The organism is Streptomyces sp. NPDC019937, from assembly GCF_040631655.1.
In the GTDB taxonomy this organism is placed as follows: domain Bacteria; phylum Actinomycetota; class Actinomycetes; order Streptomycetales; family Streptomycetaceae; genus Streptomyces.
The window spans coordinates 14,566-30,488 of the sequence record NZ_JBEYAL010000043.1; the positions used below are offsets into that span (position 1 = coordinate 14,566).

Annotated in this window: 16 protein-coding genes and 1 pseudogene; 12 read left to right on the forward strand and 5 right to left on the reverse strand. The window is 70.9% G+C overall.

Features of this window, described 5'->3' with window-relative positions; all coding sequences use genetic code 11:
- Positions 1-216 precede the first annotated feature (216 nt).
- Positions 217-971, forward strand: a pseudogene (locus ABZ562_RS33210) (SDR family oxidoreductase).
- 146 nt (positions 972-1,117) lie between these two features.
- On the opposite strand, the gene ABZ562_RS33215 reads toward ABZ562_RS33210, so the two are convergent.
- Positions 1,118-2,119, reverse strand: a complete 1,002-nt coding sequence (locus tag ABZ562_RS33215) for a sigma-70 family RNA polymerase sigma factor (RefSeq protein WP_361486880.1) — start codon at positions 2,117-2,119, stop codon at positions 1,118-1,120.
- Positions 2,120-2,464: 345 nt separating this feature from the next.
- Between ABZ562_RS33215 and ABZ562_RS33220 the strand changes: the two genes are divergently transcribed.
- Positions 2,465-2,878, forward strand: coding sequence for a hypothetical protein (locus tag ABZ562_RS33220; RefSeq protein WP_361486883.1), 414 nt, complete (start codon positions 2,465-2,467; stop codon positions 2,876-2,878).
- A 33-nt stretch (positions 2,879-2,911) separates the two neighbouring features.
- Here the strand turns inward: ABZ562_RS33220 and ABZ562_RS33225 are convergent, their stop codons facing one another.
- A complete protein-coding gene (locus ABZ562_RS33225) occupies positions 2,912-3,673 on the reverse strand; it encodes a class III extradiol ring-cleavage dioxygenase (protein ID WP_361487069.1) in 762 nt (253 codons plus the stop codon).
- 134 nt (positions 3,674-3,807) lie between these two features.
- Here ABZ562_RS33225 and ABZ562_RS33230 point away from each other — a divergent pair, with 134 nt between their 5' ends.
- Positions 3,808-4,356, forward strand: coding sequence for a MarR family transcriptional regulator (locus ABZ562_RS33230; protein WP_361487072.1), 549 nt, complete (start codon positions 3,808-3,810; stop codon positions 4,354-4,356).
- A 72-nt stretch (positions 4,357-4,428) separates the two neighbouring features.
- On the opposite strand, the gene ABZ562_RS33235 is transcribed toward ABZ562_RS33230, so the two are convergent.
- Both ABZ562_RS33235 and ABZ562_RS33240 read right to left on the reverse strand, forming a co-directional pair.
- A complete protein-coding gene (locus ABZ562_RS33235; RefSeq protein ID WP_361486886.1) occupies positions 4,429-5,949 on the reverse strand; it encodes an MFS transporter in 1,521 nt (506 codons plus the stop codon).
- Positions 5,950-6,151: 202 nt separating this feature from the next.
- The gene (locus ABZ562_RS33240) at positions 6,152-6,817 is read right to left on the reverse strand and encodes a helix-turn-helix domain-containing protein (RefSeq protein WP_361486888.1); all 666 of its coding nucleotides are present in this window, start codon (positions 6,815-6,817) and stop codon (positions 6,152-6,154) included.
- A gap of 263 nt (positions 6,818-7,080) precedes the next feature.
- Here ABZ562_RS33240 and ABZ562_RS33245 point away from each other — a divergent pair, with 263 nt between their 5' ends.
- The gene (locus ABZ562_RS33245; RefSeq protein WP_361486890.1) at positions 7,081-8,406 is read left to right on the forward strand and encodes a M6 family metalloprotease domain-containing protein; all 1,326 of its coding nucleotides are present in this window, start codon (positions 7,081-7,083) and stop codon (positions 8,404-8,406) included.
- On the opposite strand, the gene ABZ562_RS33250 is transcribed toward ABZ562_RS33245, so the two are convergent.
- Positions 8,372-8,998, reverse strand: a complete 627-nt coding sequence (locus ABZ562_RS33250; RefSeq protein WP_055548583.1) for a TetR family transcriptional regulator — start codon at positions 8,996-8,998, stop codon at positions 8,372-8,374. The genes ABZ562_RS33245 and ABZ562_RS33250 overlap by 35 nt on opposite strands.
- A gap of 139 nt (positions 8,999-9,137) precedes the next feature.
- Here ABZ562_RS33250 and ABZ562_RS33255 point away from each other — a divergent pair, with 139 nt between their 5' ends.
- From ABZ562_RS33255 to ABZ562_RS33290, 8 genes are all read left to right on the forward strand, one after another.
- Positions 9,138-9,293 (forward strand): hypothetical protein, encoded by a 156-nt coding sequence (locus ABZ562_RS33255; protein ID WP_199830898.1) that lies wholly within the window; start codon positions 9,138-9,140, stop codon positions 9,291-9,293.
- Positions 9,294-9,296: 3 nt separating this feature from the next.
- Positions 9,297-9,575: a DUF4190 domain-containing protein gene (locus tag ABZ562_RS33260; RefSeq protein WP_361486895.1), complete on the forward strand. Its 279-nt coding sequence runs from the start codon at positions 9,297-9,299 to the stop codon at positions 9,573-9,575.
- Between the two features lie 78 nt (positions 9,576-9,653).
- Positions 9,654-10,772 (forward strand): aromatic ring-hydroxylating dioxygenase subunit alpha, encoded by a 1,119-nt coding sequence (locus ABZ562_RS33265; RefSeq protein WP_361486897.1) that lies wholly within the window; start codon positions 9,654-9,656, stop codon positions 10,770-10,772.
- Positions 10,769-10,969, forward strand: a complete 201-nt coding sequence (locus tag ABZ562_RS33270; protein ID WP_361486899.1) for a hypothetical protein — start codon at positions 10,769-10,771, stop codon at positions 10,967-10,969. Before ABZ562_RS33265 ends, ABZ562_RS33270 begins: the two co-directional genes overlap by 4 nt.
- Positions 10,966-11,955, forward strand: coding sequence for a PDR/VanB family oxidoreductase (locus ABZ562_RS33275; RefSeq protein ID WP_361486902.1), 990 nt, complete (start codon positions 10,966-10,968; stop codon positions 11,953-11,955). The genes ABZ562_RS33270 and ABZ562_RS33275 overlap by 4 nt, the downstream gene beginning before the upstream one ends.
- A gap of 174 nt (positions 11,956-12,129) precedes the next feature.
- On the forward strand, positions 12,130-13,155 hold the full coding sequence (locus ABZ562_RS33280) for an ABC transporter substrate-binding protein (protein ID WP_361486905.1): 1,026 nt from the start codon (positions 12,130-12,132) through the stop codon (positions 13,153-13,155).
- Between the two features lie 76 nt (positions 13,156-13,231).
- On the forward strand, positions 13,232-14,122 hold the full coding sequence (locus ABZ562_RS33285; RefSeq protein WP_361486908.1) for a siderophore-interacting protein: 891 nt from the start codon (positions 13,232-13,234) through the stop codon (positions 14,120-14,122).
- Between the two features lie 212 nt (positions 14,123-14,334).
- Entirely contained in the window at positions 14,335-15,906 is a 1,572-nt protein-coding gene (locus tag ABZ562_RS33290; protein WP_361486910.1) for an aspartate aminotransferase family protein, read from the forward strand.
- Positions 15,907-15,923 lie beyond the last annotated feature (17 nt).

Sequence of the window (15,923 nt, forward strand, 5' to 3'; positions counted from 1 at the left end):
GCCCGAACCTGTGATTTCGCGGCCAGATTACGTCGCCACTTCCGGAAAGTAAACAGACTCGGGCACGAAACAAACTCGACCGGACAGACTCGGGCCAGCTTCGAAAGCTGGGCCAGATCCCCGGCGCACCCCGCCAGGACCAGACATGTCCGAGGGCATCACAGCACACCCGGGCATCCCTCATCTTCATCGCATTCCTCGCATCCGGGAGCGGACATGACACTCGGCGGCAAAGTGGCCCTGATCACCGGAGGCAACCGCGGCATCGGCGGGCCATCGCCCTCCGGCTCGCCGAGGACGGCGCCGATGTCGCCCTGACCTACCACCATCAGGCCGGCCGCGCGGCCGACCTCGTCGAACGGATCAAGGCGCTGGGCCGCCGGGCCCTGGCCGTCCGGGCGGACAGCGCGGACCCGGCGGCGGCGCGGGCGGCCGTGGCCGGGGCCGCCGCCGAATTCGGGCGCCTGGACATCGTGGTCAACAACGCGGGCGTGCGAGCGCTCGGCCCGCTCACCGAGCTGTCGCCGGAGGACGTGGACCGCATCCTGGACGTCAACGTCCGGGCGCCGTTCCTGACCGCCCAGGCGGCGGTCGAGCGAATGGCCGACGGCGGGCGGATCATCACCATCGGCAGCTGCATGGCCGAGCGCGTCGCCTTCCCCGGCGGCAGCCTCTACGCGACCAGCAAGACCGCCCTGACCGGCCTGACCGGCCTGACCGGCCTGACCAAGGCGCTCGCCCGTGAGCTGGGCCCGCGTGGGATCACCGTCAACCTGATCCACCCCGGCCCGATCGACACCGACATGAACCCCGCCGACGGCGACAGCGCCGCCCTGCAAAGCGGCTTGACCGCGCTCGGCCGCTACGGACTGCCGTCGGAGGTGGCCGCGACCGTCGCCCATCTCGCGGGCGAGAGCGGCCGCTACATCAGCGGGGCGTCGATCGCCGTGGACGGCGGCTTCGCAGCCTGAGCAGCCTGACGGGAGCCGCCCGACGAGAGTCACCCGATCGCGAGTCACCCGATCAGGCAAGGAAGAGCCCCGGCGCTCGGGGGAGTGCGCCGGGGCTCGGTCTATGGGGTCTGTGACGTGCGGTCGGATCCATGCGGCGCGGCGGCTCAGGCCGCGGCGTCGAAGCCGGTCTGACGGGCCATCTTCTTCAGTTCAAGCAGCGCGTGCTTCTCGATCTGACGGATGCGCTCACGCGTGAGCCCATGCTGCTTGCCGACCTCGGTGAGCGTGCGCTCCCGCCCGTCATCGATGCCGTACCGCGCCTTGATGATGGAGGCGGTCCGGTCATCGAGGCGGCCGATGAGGTCTTCCAGCTCCTCGCTGCGCAGCAGCGTCATCACCGACTGCTCGGGCGAGACGGCCGAGGTGTCCTCCAGCAGGTCGCCGAACTGGGTCTCGCCCTCGTCGTCGACCGACATGTTGAGGCTCACCGGGTCGCGCGCCCAGTCCAGCACGTCCGAGACCCGCTCCGGCGTGGAGCCCAGCTCCTCGGCGATCTCCGAGTGCTCCGGATCGCGACCGTGCTCACGGTTGAACTCACGCTGCACCCGGCGGATCCGGCCCAGCTCCTCGACCAGGTGGACGGGCAGCCGGATCGTGCGGGACTGATCGGCGATCGAGCGCGTGATGGCCTGGCGGATCCACCACGTGGCATACGTCGAGAACTTGAAGCCCTTGGTGTAGTCGAACTTCTCCACGGCGCGCACCAGGCCCGCGTTGCCCTCCTGGATCAGGTCGAGCAAGGGCAGACCACTGCGCGGATAACGGCGGGCCACGGCCACGACCAGGCGCAGATTCGAGCGGATGAAGACATCCTTCGCGCGGGCACCCTCGGCGGCGATGGCCTCGAGCTCCTCTCGGCTCGCGCCCGCGGCTCCGGCGTCCTCGACCTCCCCGTCCAGAATCTGCTGGGCATATACACCCGCCTCGACAGCCTGGGACAGCTCGACCTCCTTCGCCGCGTCCAGCAACGGGGTGCGAGCGATCTCGTCGAGATACATGCCGACCAGGTCGCGATCGGCGATCTCCCCGCCTGTGGCGCGAACACTGTTGGCCCCCTCAGCACCACCGGTGGTGGCCTGATTGCGGGCGACGGCACGGGTTGCCATGCGTGCTCCCTTACAGATGGATCGGGCGCGGACTATGAACGGACCTTCCCTGGCCGGGTGCCCCGTCCGATGGAAACAACGACTGGAATCCGGACAGAATTCCCAAGCCGCGCCCACCTTTTTACGATCATGCAGTACCCTGTGCCGCCACAGGGGGTTCAGCGCGAGGCGACAGCGTCGAGAAACGCAGGTCAGGGGCGCCGACCGCGCCGGAGCGGCCACCTTTCCCCCGCCTTCCCACCCGCGCCTCTCATCCCACAAGACGGATCCCATGGCCTTCTGGTTGCCCGGACCGGTTGCCGGAGGCCCGGGGCGGGTGTGCGCTTGAGGGGAGGAGGTCCTGCCATGAGTCCTGTCATGAAGGCGCCCCCGGCCCGCGAGCGCCACCGGCCGCATCTCCCCGCCGTGCCGCTCCACGCCTCCGCGTCCTGGGTGGTCCCCCTCGTACTGGGTGTCCTCAGCGGCGGCTACGCGATGTTCATCGACCACAACCAGGGCGCGACGGTGCTCGCCGCCGGGCTCCTCGGCCTGGTCGGGGCGGTCGTCGTCGGCGCGGCCTGCTACCTGGTCGGGCGGATCCAGGGGCGGCTGCTGCCGGAGGCCAAGGCGGGGCTGTACGGAGCGCTCCTCGGCTGCGTGATCGGCTTCCTGTACTGCCTGAGCGGGGCGACCGTGGCCCGGGCGTCCGTCATCGCCCTCGCGGTGGCGCTGGCGATGGCGGCGGCGTCGTTCTACGTCTTCCACGCCCGGGAGGAGTGAGCGGACCGAACGGGCGGAGCCGCCCGCCCGGCCTCAGCCGAGCTGCAGCGACCGCTTCGCCAGCCCCATCCAGAAGCCGTCGATCACGCTCCGCTGGCTGTCCAGCTCCGACTCCGCCGCGCCCAGCGTGACGAACAGCGGGGCGAAGTGCTCGGTGCGCGGGTGGGCGAGGGAGCCGCTGGGGGACGCGTGCTCGAAGTCGAGCAGGGCGTCGATGTCCTGCCCGGCGAGGGCACGCTGACCCCAGTCGTCGAACTCGGTCGACCAGCCGGGCGGCGTCGGGCCGGCGTGGCGCAGCGCGGCCAGGTTGTGGGTGAAGAAGCCGCTGCCGACGATCAGCACCCCCTCGTCGCGCAGCGGGGCGAGCTTGCGGCCGATGTCCATCAGCTTCCGCGGGTCCAGGGTCGGCATCGAGACCTGGAGGACGGGGATGTCGGCGTCCGGGTACATCTCGACGAGCGGTACGTAGGCACCGTGATCGAGCCCCCGGTCGGGGATGTCCTGAACCGGCGTGCCCGCGGTGCGCAGCGTCTTGCGGACGCGCTCGGCCAGCTCGGGCGCGCCGGGCGCGGCGTAGCGGACCCGGTAGTAGTGCTCGGGGAAGCCCCAGAAGTCGTAGACCAGCGGAACCGTCTCGGTGGCGCCGATGGCGAGCGGGGCTTCCTCCCAGTGCGCGGAGATCATCAGAATGGCGGCGGGACGGGGCAGGTCCGCCGCCCAGGCGGAGAGCTGTCCGGGCCAGACCGGATCATCGGCGAGCGGCGGAGCACCATGGCTGAGATAGAGGGCGGGCATGCGCGACACGGCGGCGGCTCCTCGGCCAGACGAACATCAGAAAGCTTGAAGTCTCAAGCAGTATGCGACTTCACGGTATCGCACACTTGTTTAAAATTCAAGAAGTAGTCCTTACACTGAACGATGTGGACGCCATGAACTCCCCCGCAGCCGCAGACACAGACGCAGACACAGCCCCGGACACCGGAACAGGCACCGACACCGACGAGCCCCGCTGGCTGAACGATGACGAACAGCGCACCTGGCTCGCGTACGTCCAGGCCAGGATGTTGCTGGAAGACCATCTCGACCGTCAGCTGCAGCGCGACGCGGGCATGCCGCACATCTACTACAGCCTGCTGGTGAAGCTCTCCTGGGCGCCGCGCCACCAGATGCGGATGACGGAACTGGCCGAGGCCGCCAAGATCACCCGTTCCCGGCTCTCCCACGCCATCACCCGCATGGAGAAGGACGGCTGGGTACGGCGCGAGGACTGCCCCTCCGACAAGCGCGGACAGAACGCGGTCCTCACCGAGAAGGGGTTCGACGTCCTCAAGCAGACCGCGCCCGGCCATGTCCACGCCGTCCGCTCGGCGATCTTCGACCGGCTCACCTCGGAGCAGATCGCCCAGTTCGGCGACGTCTGCCGGATCATCGCCGACGGGCTCCAGCCCGAGGGCGCCGATCTCCCCTGGCTGCGCTGACCCAAAGGCGCACGCAGGCCCCGCTCCACCGGCGCATGCCGGGGAGCGGGGCCCATGCGTCCGTACGCGTCGTCAGTGCGCCATGACCGGAACGGCGTCCTCCACCGCCCCGTCGGCCGAACCGGCGACCGCGCCGCCGCCGTCCTGCCTCCCGGCGCTGATCAGGGTCGTGGCGATCGCCGCGGCCAGCAGCAGGATGCCGACGGCCCAGGCGATGGCCGCGGTGTAGCCGTGCACCATCGACTGCAGCTGCAGCAGCTTCGGCGACGAGGCCGTGGCCATGTGGCCCTTGGCGTAGGCCGTGGTGGCGCTGGCGGCGATGGTGTTGAGCAGCGCGGTGCCGATCGCGCCGCCCACCTGCTGCGAGGTGTTGACCATCGCGGAGGCGACGCCCGCGTCACGCGGCTCGACACCATGGGTGGCCAGGCTCATCGCGGGCATGAACGCCGTGCCCATGCCGAGGCCGAGCAGCATGATCGCGGGCAGGATCAGCGCCGGGTACGAGCTGTCCAGGTCGATCTGGGTCAGCAGCAGCATGCCGGACGCGGCGACCAGGAAGCCCGGGCCCATCAGCAGCCGCGGCGGAACCCGGGTCATCAGCCGGGCGCCGATCTGCGTCGAGCCGGTGATCATGCCCGCGACCATCGGCAGGAAGGCCAGACCGGTCTGGACCGGGCTGTATCCCTTGACGATCTGCATGTAGTAGGTGAGGAAGAGGAACAGACCGAACATGCCGATGACGGCGAGGCCCAGCGAGGCGTAGACCCCGCCGCGGTTGCGGTCGGTGACGACGCGCAGCGGCAGCAGCGGCGCCTTGACCCGGGACTCGACGATCACGAAGGCGGTCAGCAGCACGGCGGCCGCGACGTACAGCGCGAGGGTCGGGCCCGCGGTCCAGCCGTCGGACTCGGCGCGGGTGAAGGCGTAGACCAGCGCGACCAGACCCGAGGTGGCCAGCAGCACACCGGGGACGTCCAGCTTGGAGGGGTTACGGCTCTCGCCGGGCTCGCGGATCACGGAGATCGCGCCGACCGCGGCGACGATGGCGAACGGGATGTTGACGAAGAACGTCCAGCGCCAGTCCAGGTATTCGGTGAGGACACCGCCGAGGATGAGGCCCACGGCACCGCCGCCGCCCGCGATGGCGCCGAAGACGCCGAACGCCTTGGCCCGCTCCTTGGGGTCGGTGAACATCACGGCGAGCAGCGAGAGCGCGGAGGGCGCGAGCAGCGCGCCGAAGACGCCCTGCAGGGCGCGGGCGCCGAGCAGCATGCCGCTGCCCACCGCGGCGCCGCCGAGCGCCGAGGCCGCGGCGAAGCCGATGAGCCCGACGATGAAGGTCTGCTTACGGCCCCACAGGTCCGCGATCCGGCCGCCGAACAGCAGCAGGCCGCCGAAGGCGAGGGCGTAGGCGGTGATGACCCACTGCTTGTTGCCGTCGGAGATGTGCAGGTCGGCCTGGGCCGAGGGCAGGGCGATGTTCACGATGGTCGCGTCGAGGACGACCATCAGCTGCGCGAGGGCGATGAATATCAGCGCTTTCCAGCGCCGGGGGTCGGCGTATGGGGCCTTGTTCAGGGCCGTTTCAGGCATGGGTGGGCCTACCTAGCGGTGCGGAGAGTGATAAATGGGACGTTTGACACCCGGCTCGGGCCGGGCGGAGTCATGGAGTGAGCAGAAAGAAGGAGAGCCGGGACGAGGTGAGAGCTGACGAAGTGCGGCGTCGCACACAAGGAAGACCGGTGGACGCGCGAGAAGTAAGCGGTGTTCGGTGAGCGGCCGGGTGCGAGCTACGTCACGGCCGGTGCCGCAGATCCTCCAAGGTGACGGCTGAGCCGGGAAGTTCGGAGCGCGCCGGAGCCGACAGACCGTCCAGGAACAGCTGCAGATGCCGGTGCACGAAGGCGTCGAAGCCCGCACAGCCGCTGCCGGGCAGCGGCCGGGTGAGCTGGGTGAGCGCGACCATGAGATCGCCGACGTCGATGTCGGCGCGCAGACGGCCGGCCGCTCGGGCGGCCCCCATCAGGGCGTCGATACCGGCGTCCAGACGGTCGCGGGCGGCGATGTGGTCAGGGTGCTCCTTGTCGATGCCGTCGGAGAGCAGGGGGCACAGCGCGCCGATCCGCTCGTCCGCCGCCGCGTGGACGAAGCGCCCCAGCGCCAGGAAGGCGTCGGGCTCCTCGGCCAGGGCCGATTCGGCCTGTTCGGCGACGCGGGACATCACCGACAGGGTCACCTGGTGGATCAGTTCACGGCGGTCCGCGAAGTGCCGGTAGATGGTGGCATTGCCGACTCCCGCCCGTCGAGCGATTTCATCGAGCGGGACCTCGGCCCCGTACTCGACGAGCACCTCGCGGGCGGCGCTGACGATCCGCTCCCGGTTGCGCAGGGCGTCGGCGCGCAGTCGGGGCGGTGCGTGCCGTGCGCGATCCGCGGCCTGTACGGCGGTGGCTCCGGTCATGACAGCTCCCCTTTCTGTGTCCGATCGTCCCGGCATCGGACGATGCGAGGTGAACGATTCGAGGTTCAACATTTCCGGGGAGTGAGTCCCCGTTTGTTCGGTCACCGGTTCAAACGGGGAACCAGTCCCTGGAATTTCGCAGTCCGCAGGTGACCCGCGTCACACCTGACGCGCGCCCGTTTCGCCCGCCCGGCCCAGCGGATTCGCCCGCCCGGACGCACCCCACGGGCGCCCCGGCGCGCCCCGGCACACCGTGGGCCGCGATGAGGAAGACCGCCGAGGGCACCCGCCCTCGAATACGCAGGCTCCGCCGAGGCAGCGCGTTCATCGCCGCGACCGTGCTCACGGTCGCGGTGGTCGCCCCGGCGGCGATGCCGCGTCCGGGGAAACCGGCCGCCGCCGAGCGGGCCCCGGCACCGGTGACCACGGCGAAGGCCGGATCGCTGGAACCCTGCTCCCTCGCCCCCGAACCCGGGCTGCAGATGTCCGAGGGCATCCCCACCAACCGCGGCTACAGCCGCAGCACGGGGACGGTCAACGCCCTCAACCTGATGATCGACTTCCCGGATGTGCGCGGCAAGGGCACGGCCCGCGAGCGCTTCGAGGAGTTCTTCCCGCAGACCTCGCGGTGGTTCGCCCGCAGTTCCTACGGACGGCTCGACTACCGGCCCGCGATGCCGATCGGCCACTGGCTGCGCATGCCGCACTCGTTCCGCTCGTACGGCATAAAGCGCGGCAGCCCCTTCGAGCCCGGCTACCGCAAGCTGGTCGCCGACATAGCGAGGACGGCCGACGCGAAGGTGGACTTCCGCCGCTACGACCTGGTGAACGTCCTGGTCACGCCGAACGCCGGGCCGCCCGCCGCGCATGCGGTGCTCTCCGTGACGTACGCCGACAACCAGCGCGCCCCGATCGCGGACGGAGTTCCGCTGGCCAATGTCTCCTTTGTCTACAGCCGTCAGGACGACGGTTCCGGTTCGCTCCGGAAGACCGGCTTCCGGGTCCTTCCGCACGAGAACGGCCATGTCTTCGGGCTGCCCGACCTCTACACCCGCGGCGGCGGCGACAACGTCGGCCACTGGGACGTGATGTCCGAGGACTGGGGCGCCGGCAACGACCTGCTGGCCTGGCACAAGTGGAAGCTCGGCTGGCTCGGCATCCGCCAGGTCCACTGCGCCGCCCGCCCCGGCACCACGGTGCACGTGCTGTCGCCGCTGCACCGGCCGGAGGGCACCAAGCTCGTCTTCGTCCCGGTCTCGGACTCCGCCGGATACGCCCTGGAGGCGCGCACCGGCGGCGGCAACGACGAGGCGGTGTGCAAGCCCGGCGTCCTGGTGACCTGGGTGGACACCCATATCGACTCGGGCGGCGGCCCGGTCACCGTCCTGGACAGCTCCCCCGGCGGCCACGGCTGCACCCAGGAGCGCAACGTCCACCCCGGGCTCAGCGACGCGGCCTTCGGCCCCGGCGAGACGTACGAGGGGGGCGCGGGCGGCGTGCGCGTACGGTTCCGCGTCACCGGCCGGGACGCGGACGGCTCCTACCGCGTCGAGGTCACGCGCCGCGCCAGTACCGGCGCCCGAGGCTGATCAGCAGCAGCTGCTTACGGGCGGTGTCGGCGATCCGCTCGCGCTCCCGCTCGTCGTCCTGGGCCTCCATGAGCGCGGTCGCCGTCGTCACCATGCGGTCGACGTACAGCTCGGCCAGCATCGCCACGTCCTCCGGCGGCCAGCCCGCCGGGGTGAGCCGGGGCGCGAAGGCCGCGGCGACCTCGTCGACCAGCAGGCCCAGTTCGGCGGCGATCGCCGCCCGCACCGGCCGCACGCCGCCGTGCCGTTCGCGCGCGATGAAGCGGATGTGGGTGGGGTGGTGGCGCACATGCTCGGCGACCACTTCCATCACCGCGTCGATCCGCTCCTCATCCCCGTCCCGCTCGGCGAGGATGGCGCGGACCATGCCCTGCAGACTGCCCAGGGACTCCTCAACCAGGGCCACGCCCAGGTCCGCCATGTCCCGGAAGTGCCGGTAGAAGGCGGCCGGGGCCATGCCCACCACCCGGGTCAGCTCCCGCAGGCCCAGGCTGCTGAGGCTCTGGTCCTCCAGCAGCCCCAGCGCCGCGTCGAGCAGCGCGCGGCGCGATTTCTGCTTCCGTGCCTCGCGGATCCCGCATGTGTGACTCATATCATTCCAGTAAACAGGTGTTCGCCGACATTGGCCAGGCCTCTCCGGGGATACCTTAGATGTCAGTGAACACCTGTGAATCCAATTGTTCACTAATTGAGTATCCCGCTCAGGATCCACCACCACGAGAGAGGCTCACATGCTCTTCATCGTCGCGGCTCTCGCCCTGATGGGGGTTCTGCTGGGCGCGGCGGCACACACCCCGCTCCCGGTCTTCCTCGCCGCCTCCGGCGTCATCGGCGCATGGCTGCTCATCTTCTTCATCCGTGAACGCACCGGACACAAGGGGAGCTGACCCATGGCACTCACCGCACCCAGCCGCACGTCGCCGGTCCGCGCTCGCCGGGACGCCGACGGCATGGCCGTCGCCTCCTTCGTGCTCGGCCTGATCGGCACCCTCCTGTTCAACGCGGTCTTCGGGCCCTGCGCCATCGTCCTCGGAACGCTGGCCATCGCCCGGGAGACCCAGCGCCGGGGCCGCGCGCTGCTCGGCATCGCACTCGGCATCGCCGACGTGATCCTGCTGATCGTCCTGATGACGCTGGACCACTCCGTCTTCTGGCAGTTCGGCAGCTGAGCCCACCGCCCCGGCGGCCCTTCCACTGAGTGGAAGGGCCGTTGCCCGTGCGTGACCCCCGTCACCACGCTGCTGTGCATGACCGCATTCGCACGGAACCAGTGGTACGTCGCCGCCTACGGCCGGGAGATCGGCCGCGAGCTGCTGGCGCGCACCATCCTGAACGAGCCCATCGCCTTCTACCGCACCGAGCCGGACGACTCGGAGGGCGCCGAGCCGGGCGGCACGGTCGTCGCGCTCGCCGACCGCTGTGTGCACCGCCGCTATCCGCTCTCGGCCGGCCGCCTCGACGGCGACAAGGTCGTCTGCGGCTACCACGGCTTCACCTACGACACCGCCGGCACCTGTGTGTTCGTGCCCGGCCAGAAGCGCGTCCCGCGCACCGCCCGGGTCGCCTCGTACCCCGTCGTCGAGCAGGACTCGCTGGTGTGGGTGTGGATCGGCGACCCGGCGCTCGCCGACCCGGCCGCGATCCCGCGCGCCCCCTGGCTCGCCGATCCGCGCTGGACGACGGTCGGCGGCATGGAGCCGATCGACGCCGGATACGGGCTGCTCGTGGACAACCTGATGGACCTCTCCCACGAGACGTATCTGCACGGCGGCTACATCGGCACCCCCGAGGTCGCGGAGACGCCCATCACCACCGAGGTCGACGAGGGCGCGGGCATCGTGCGGGTCAGCCGCCACATGGACGACGCCGAATGCCCTCCCTTCTACGCCCGCTCCACCGGCATCGAGGGCCGCATCACCCGCTGGCAGGACATCGAATACCACGCGCCCTGCCTGTATCTGCTGCACAGCCGCATCGCCCCGGTCGGGGTGCTGCCGGAGGCCGACGGCTCCGATCCGGACGCCTTCCACGTGGAGATCACGTACGCCATCACGCCCTCCACCGACCGCACGGTGTACGACTTCTGGGCCGTCTCCCGGGACTTCGCCCAGGACGACGACGAAGTCACCACCTTCCTCCACGACTTCAACCGCACCGTGGTGACCCAGGACGTGGACGCGCTGAACCTGCTCCAGAAGGCGCTGGACACCGAGCGCGAGGGCTACCAGGAGCTGAGCATCAACATCGACACCGGCGGCCTGGCCGCGCGCCGCATCCTCGCCCGCCTCGCCGCCGAGGGCGAGCAGCGCACCACCCCGGCGCCCGGCCCGGCGACACCCGGCCCGGCGACCACGGCCGCGCCATGAGCGGCGCGCCCAGCGCCGAGGTCTACCGGATCGACTGGCTGCCCGGCACCGACGTGCTGCACGGCGTCTGCCACTGCGGCGCCGAGCGCACCGCACAGGACCCGGTCGAGCTGTGGCAGTGGATGCTCGCGCACCCCGAAGGACACACCCCGCACACGCCCGACCCCGGCCCCGCACAGAAAGGCACCGCCGCGTGAGCAGCGCCACCGAAGGCCACGAGTACGACGAGACCCTGCTGGTGGCCGCCCGGGCCGACGCCGCGCGGGACGTGGTGACGCTCACGCTCCGTCATCCGGCGGGGCGTGAGCTGCCCGGCTGGGAGCCCGGCGCCCATGTCGACCTCGTCCTCGAAGACGGGCTGGTCCGGCAGTACTCGCTGTGCGGGGACCCGGCGGACGTGGCGTCCTGGCGGATCGCGGTGCTGCGCGCACCCGGTGGACGCGGCGGTTCCGCCCGGGTCCACGACACGCTCACCGAGGGCGCGCGGGTGCGGGTGCGCGGGCCGCGCAACCACTTCGCGCTGCGCCCGGCCGCCCGCTATCTGTTCGTCGCGGGCGGTATCGGCATCACCCCGATCCTCCCGATGGCGGCCGCCGCCGAGGCCGCGGGCGCCGACTGGACGCTGCTGTACGGCGGGCGCACCCGCGCCTCCATGGCGTTCGCGGACCAACTCGCCGACGCCTACGGCGGAAAGGTGCGGCTGGTGCCGCAGGACGAGGCGGGACTGCTCGACCTCGCCGCGTATCTCGCCGAGCCCGATCCCGGCACCCTGGTCTACTGCTGCGGCCCGGAGCCACTGCTGCGGGCCGCCGAGGAGCGGTGCCGCGCCTGGCCGCCGGGCGCGCTGCGCACCGAGCGGTTCCAGCCCCGCCCGGCGGACGCGGAGTCCGCCGACTCCGCCGACTCCGGCGACTCCGGCGGCTTCGAAGTGGTCCTCGACCGATCCGGACGGTCCCTCACCGTCGAACCCGGACAGAGCGTGCTGCGCACCCTGGAGGCGGCGGGGGTGCCTGTTTTGTACTCCTGCGAGGAGGGCACGTGTGGTACGTGTGAGACGGATGTCATCGAGGGCGAGGTGGAGCACCGCGACTCCGTACTCACCGACGAGGAACGGGCGTCGGGCGAGACGATGATGATCTGTGTCTCACGCTGCCGGGGCCCGAAGCTGGTGCTGGACCTGTGACAGGCCCTGCGAAACGGCGCTGAACGACCGTCGCCGCCTCTCAAAACGAACGGGACCGGGTGACCCACCCACTGGACAAACAGGTTGGTTAGGCTAACCTAAGTACGCCTTCGGGGTGCCGTCCCCTGGGCACCGTCCCCGTACGTCTTGAGAAAAGGCACCACCATGCGGTCCATGCGCCAGGCCAGAGAACTTCCGCTCTCCCGTCGCGGTCTCCTCGCCGCGGGCGGCGCCACCGGTCTCGGAGCCCTCGTCACCGCCTGCGGCGGCAAGGGCGGTTCGGGCTCCGGCGACGGAGAGGGCGGCGGTTCCTGGTCGTTCACCGACGACCGCAAGAAGAAGATCACCACCGATGGCACTCCCCGGCACATCGTCGCCTACGTCGCCGCGGCGGCCGCCCTGTACGACTTCGGGATCGACAAGCAGATCACCGGCGTCTTCGGCCCCACCAAGCTGAAGAACGGCAAGCCCGACCCGCAGGCCGGGGACATCGACGTCGACCGGCTCACCAGCCTGGGCCAGACCTGGGGCCAGTTCAACGTCGAGAAGTACGCCTCGCTCAGCCCCGATCTGCTGATCACCAACATGTTCGACCCGGGCGCGCTCTTCTACATCCCGGACGACAGCAAGAAGAAGATCCTCCAACTGGCCCCCAGCTGCGCCATCACCACCGGCCGGGTCTCCCTGCTGGAGCCCATCAAGCGCTACGCCGCGCTGGCCGAGGCGCTGGGCGCCGACCTCAAGGCCAAGAAGGTCACCGACGCCAAGGCCCGCTTCGAGAAGGCGTCCGATGAACTGCGCAAGACCGTCAAGTCGCACAAGATCCGGGTCATGGCCTGCTCCGCGAGCGCCGACCTCTTCTATGTCTCCAACCCGAAGGTCAACGCCGACCTGATCTACTTCCAGGAGCTGGGCGTCGACCTCGTACAGCCGCGAAAGACCGACAAGGGCGGCTACTTCGAGAGCCTGAGCTGGGAGAACGCCGACAAGTACGACGCGGATGTGCTGTTCCTGGACAACCGCACCGCGACCCTCCAGCCGGGCGCCCTCACGTCCAAGCCGACGTGGTCGAAACTGCCCGCCGTCAAGGCGGACCAGATCACGCCCTGGAGCAGCGAGCCCCGCTTCTCCTACGCCGGCGCGGCCCCGCTCATCGAATCCCTCACCAAGGCCATCCAGGAAGCGAAGAAGGTCAGCTGACCCGGGCCGACCGGCCACGGGCGCCGGCCGGCCGCCGGCGCCGCCCCCAGGCAAGCGAAGGGAAGACGTCGCTCCCATGACCACCGCAGCCACCGCCACCCGCCCCTCCCCCACCGCCGTACCGTTCCGCTTCTTCGACGCGCACGTCGTACGGACCCGGGCGCTCGGACCGTCCATGTCCCGGATCACCTTCGGCGGCCCCGGCCTCGGCACCTTCACCACCGGCGGCCGCGACCAGCGCTTCAAACTGTTCCTCCCGCACCCCGGCCAGCCCGCCCCGGTCGTGCCGGTCGAGGACGGCGAGGGCTGGTTCGCCAGCTGGCGGGCGATGGACCCGGCCGTACGCGGCATCATGCGCTCGTACACCGTGCGCGAGCAGCGCCGCGAACCCGACGAGATCGACGTCGACTTCGCGCTGCACCACGACGGCGGCCCGGCCGCCCGCTGGGCCGCGCGCGCCGAGAGCGGCGACCGCGTCACCCTGCTGGGCCCGGTCGTCGAGGACAACGGCGGGGTCGACTTCCGGCCGCCGCCCGGCACCGACTGGGTGCTGATCTCCGGCGACGAGACCGCGCTGCCCGCCGTCGCCGGGATCCTCGACTGGCTGCCCGCCGGCACCCCGGCGAAGGTGTGGATCGAGGTCCAGCACGCCGAGGACATACAGGAGCTGCGCACCGCGGCCGACGCGGAGATCACCTGGCTGGTGCGGGACGGCGCCGCCCCCGGCTCCCCCCGCTCCGCCCTGCTGCTGGACGCCGTACGCGCCACCCCGCTGCCCTCCGGCACCCCGTACGCCTGGATCGCGGGCGAGGCCGGGACCGTCAAGGAGATGCGCCGCCACCTGGTGCGGACACGCGGCTTCGAGCGCAAGGCCGTGACCTTCACCGGCTACTGGCGGCTCGGCGCCTGTGAGGAGCAGCTCGTCGAGGAGGCCGTGAGCGGCAGCGGTCCGAAGTCCGACGACTGACCGGCGGCCCCTCGCCGCGACCGCTCACCGCATCCGCACGACTCACCTGGCCGACGGATCCCGATCGCCGTGGCGCGCCACCGCGCGCCCGGCGCCCCGGCCGGTGCCCTCGCATGCCCGTACTCACCCCACCTCCTCACCTCCCCACCCCACAGGCACGCCCGCGAGCGCGCGCACACCCGCGCGCCCGCACGCTCCAGGAAGGACAGACCGTGAGTTTCCTCGCGCAGACCGCTGAGGACCCGTCGCCGGAGTCGATACCCGGGGCGGCGGATGGCAGGTCCCACCTCTTCAACGGCCGTACGGCGGAGAGCTACCGGCGCTCCGTGACCGACGGCGTCGGCCTGGTGGCCTCCACCGTCGCCCGCACCGACCGCCCGTTCACCGGCGTGACCCCCGGTGAGCTGGCCCCGGAGATCTCCGGCATCGACCTGGAACAGCCGCTGGGCGACCCGAGCGCCGCGCTGAAGGAGCTGGAGCGCGTCTACCTCAAGGACGCCGTCTACTTCCACCACCCGCGCTACCTGGCCCACCTCAACTGCCCCGTCGTCATCCCGGCGCTGCTCGGCGAGGCGGTCCTGTCGGCCGTCAACTCCTCCCTCGACACCTGGGACCAGAGCGCGGGCGGCACCCTGATCGAGCGGCGGCTGATCGACTGGACCGCCGAGCGCATCGGCCTCGGCGAGGCCGCCGACGGCATCTTCACCAGCGGCGGCACCCAGTCCAACCTCCACGCGCTGCTGCTGGCCCGCGACGAGGCGTGCAAGCTGGTGGAGAAGGAGGCCGCCGCGGCCGGGGAGTCCATCGCCACGTCCGAGATCCTGCCGCGGCTGCGCATCCTCACCTCCCAGGCCGGCCACTTCTCGGTGCAGAAGGCCGCCGCCATCCTGGGGCTCGGCTACGAAGCCGTCATCGCGGTCCCCTGCGACCAGGACCGGCGCATGCGCACCGTCGCCCTGGCCCGCGAACTCGACCGCTGCCGTCAGGAGAACCTGGTGGTCATGGCCGTCGTCGCGACCGCCGGAACCACCGACTTCGGCTCCATCGACCCACTGCCCGAGATCGCCGAGCTGTGCTCCCGCCACGGCTCCTGGCTGCACGTGGACGCCGCGTACGGCTGCGGGCTGCTGGCCTCCCCCACCCGCCGCCATCTGCTCGACGGCATCGAGCGCGCCGATTCGGTCACCGTGGACTACCACAAGTCGTTCTTCCAGCCGGTCAGCTCCAGCGCCGTCCTGGTGCGCGACCGCGTCACGCTCGGCCACGCCACGTACCACGCGGACTACCTCAACCCCGAGCGCAGCGTCGAAAAGCTCATCCCCAACCAGGTCGACAAGTCCATCCAGACCACCCGCCGCTTCGACGCGCTCAAACTGTGGCTCACCCTGCGCGTCATGGGCGCGGACACGGTCGGGGCGCTGTTCGACGAGGTCGTGGACCGGGCCGCCGAGGCCTGGGGCGTGCTGGACACCGACCCGCGGTTCGAGGTCGTCACCGAGCCGCAGCTGTCCACGCTCGTCTTCCGCTACGTGCCGGGCGACGACTCCGACCCGGACCTGGTCGACCGCGCCAATCTGCACGCCCGCGAGGCCCTGGCCGCCTCGGGCGAGGCGGTGGTGGCGGGAACGGTCGTGGACGGCCGCCACTACCTGAAGTTCACCCTGCTCAACCCGGAGACGTCGCTGCGCGACATCGCGTTCGTCCTCGACCTCCTCGCCGAGCACGCCGGTCAGTACCTGGCCCTGCACATCGAGCCCGAACTCAGCCACTCCCGCGCCAGCTGAGCCGCTGACCGCACGTC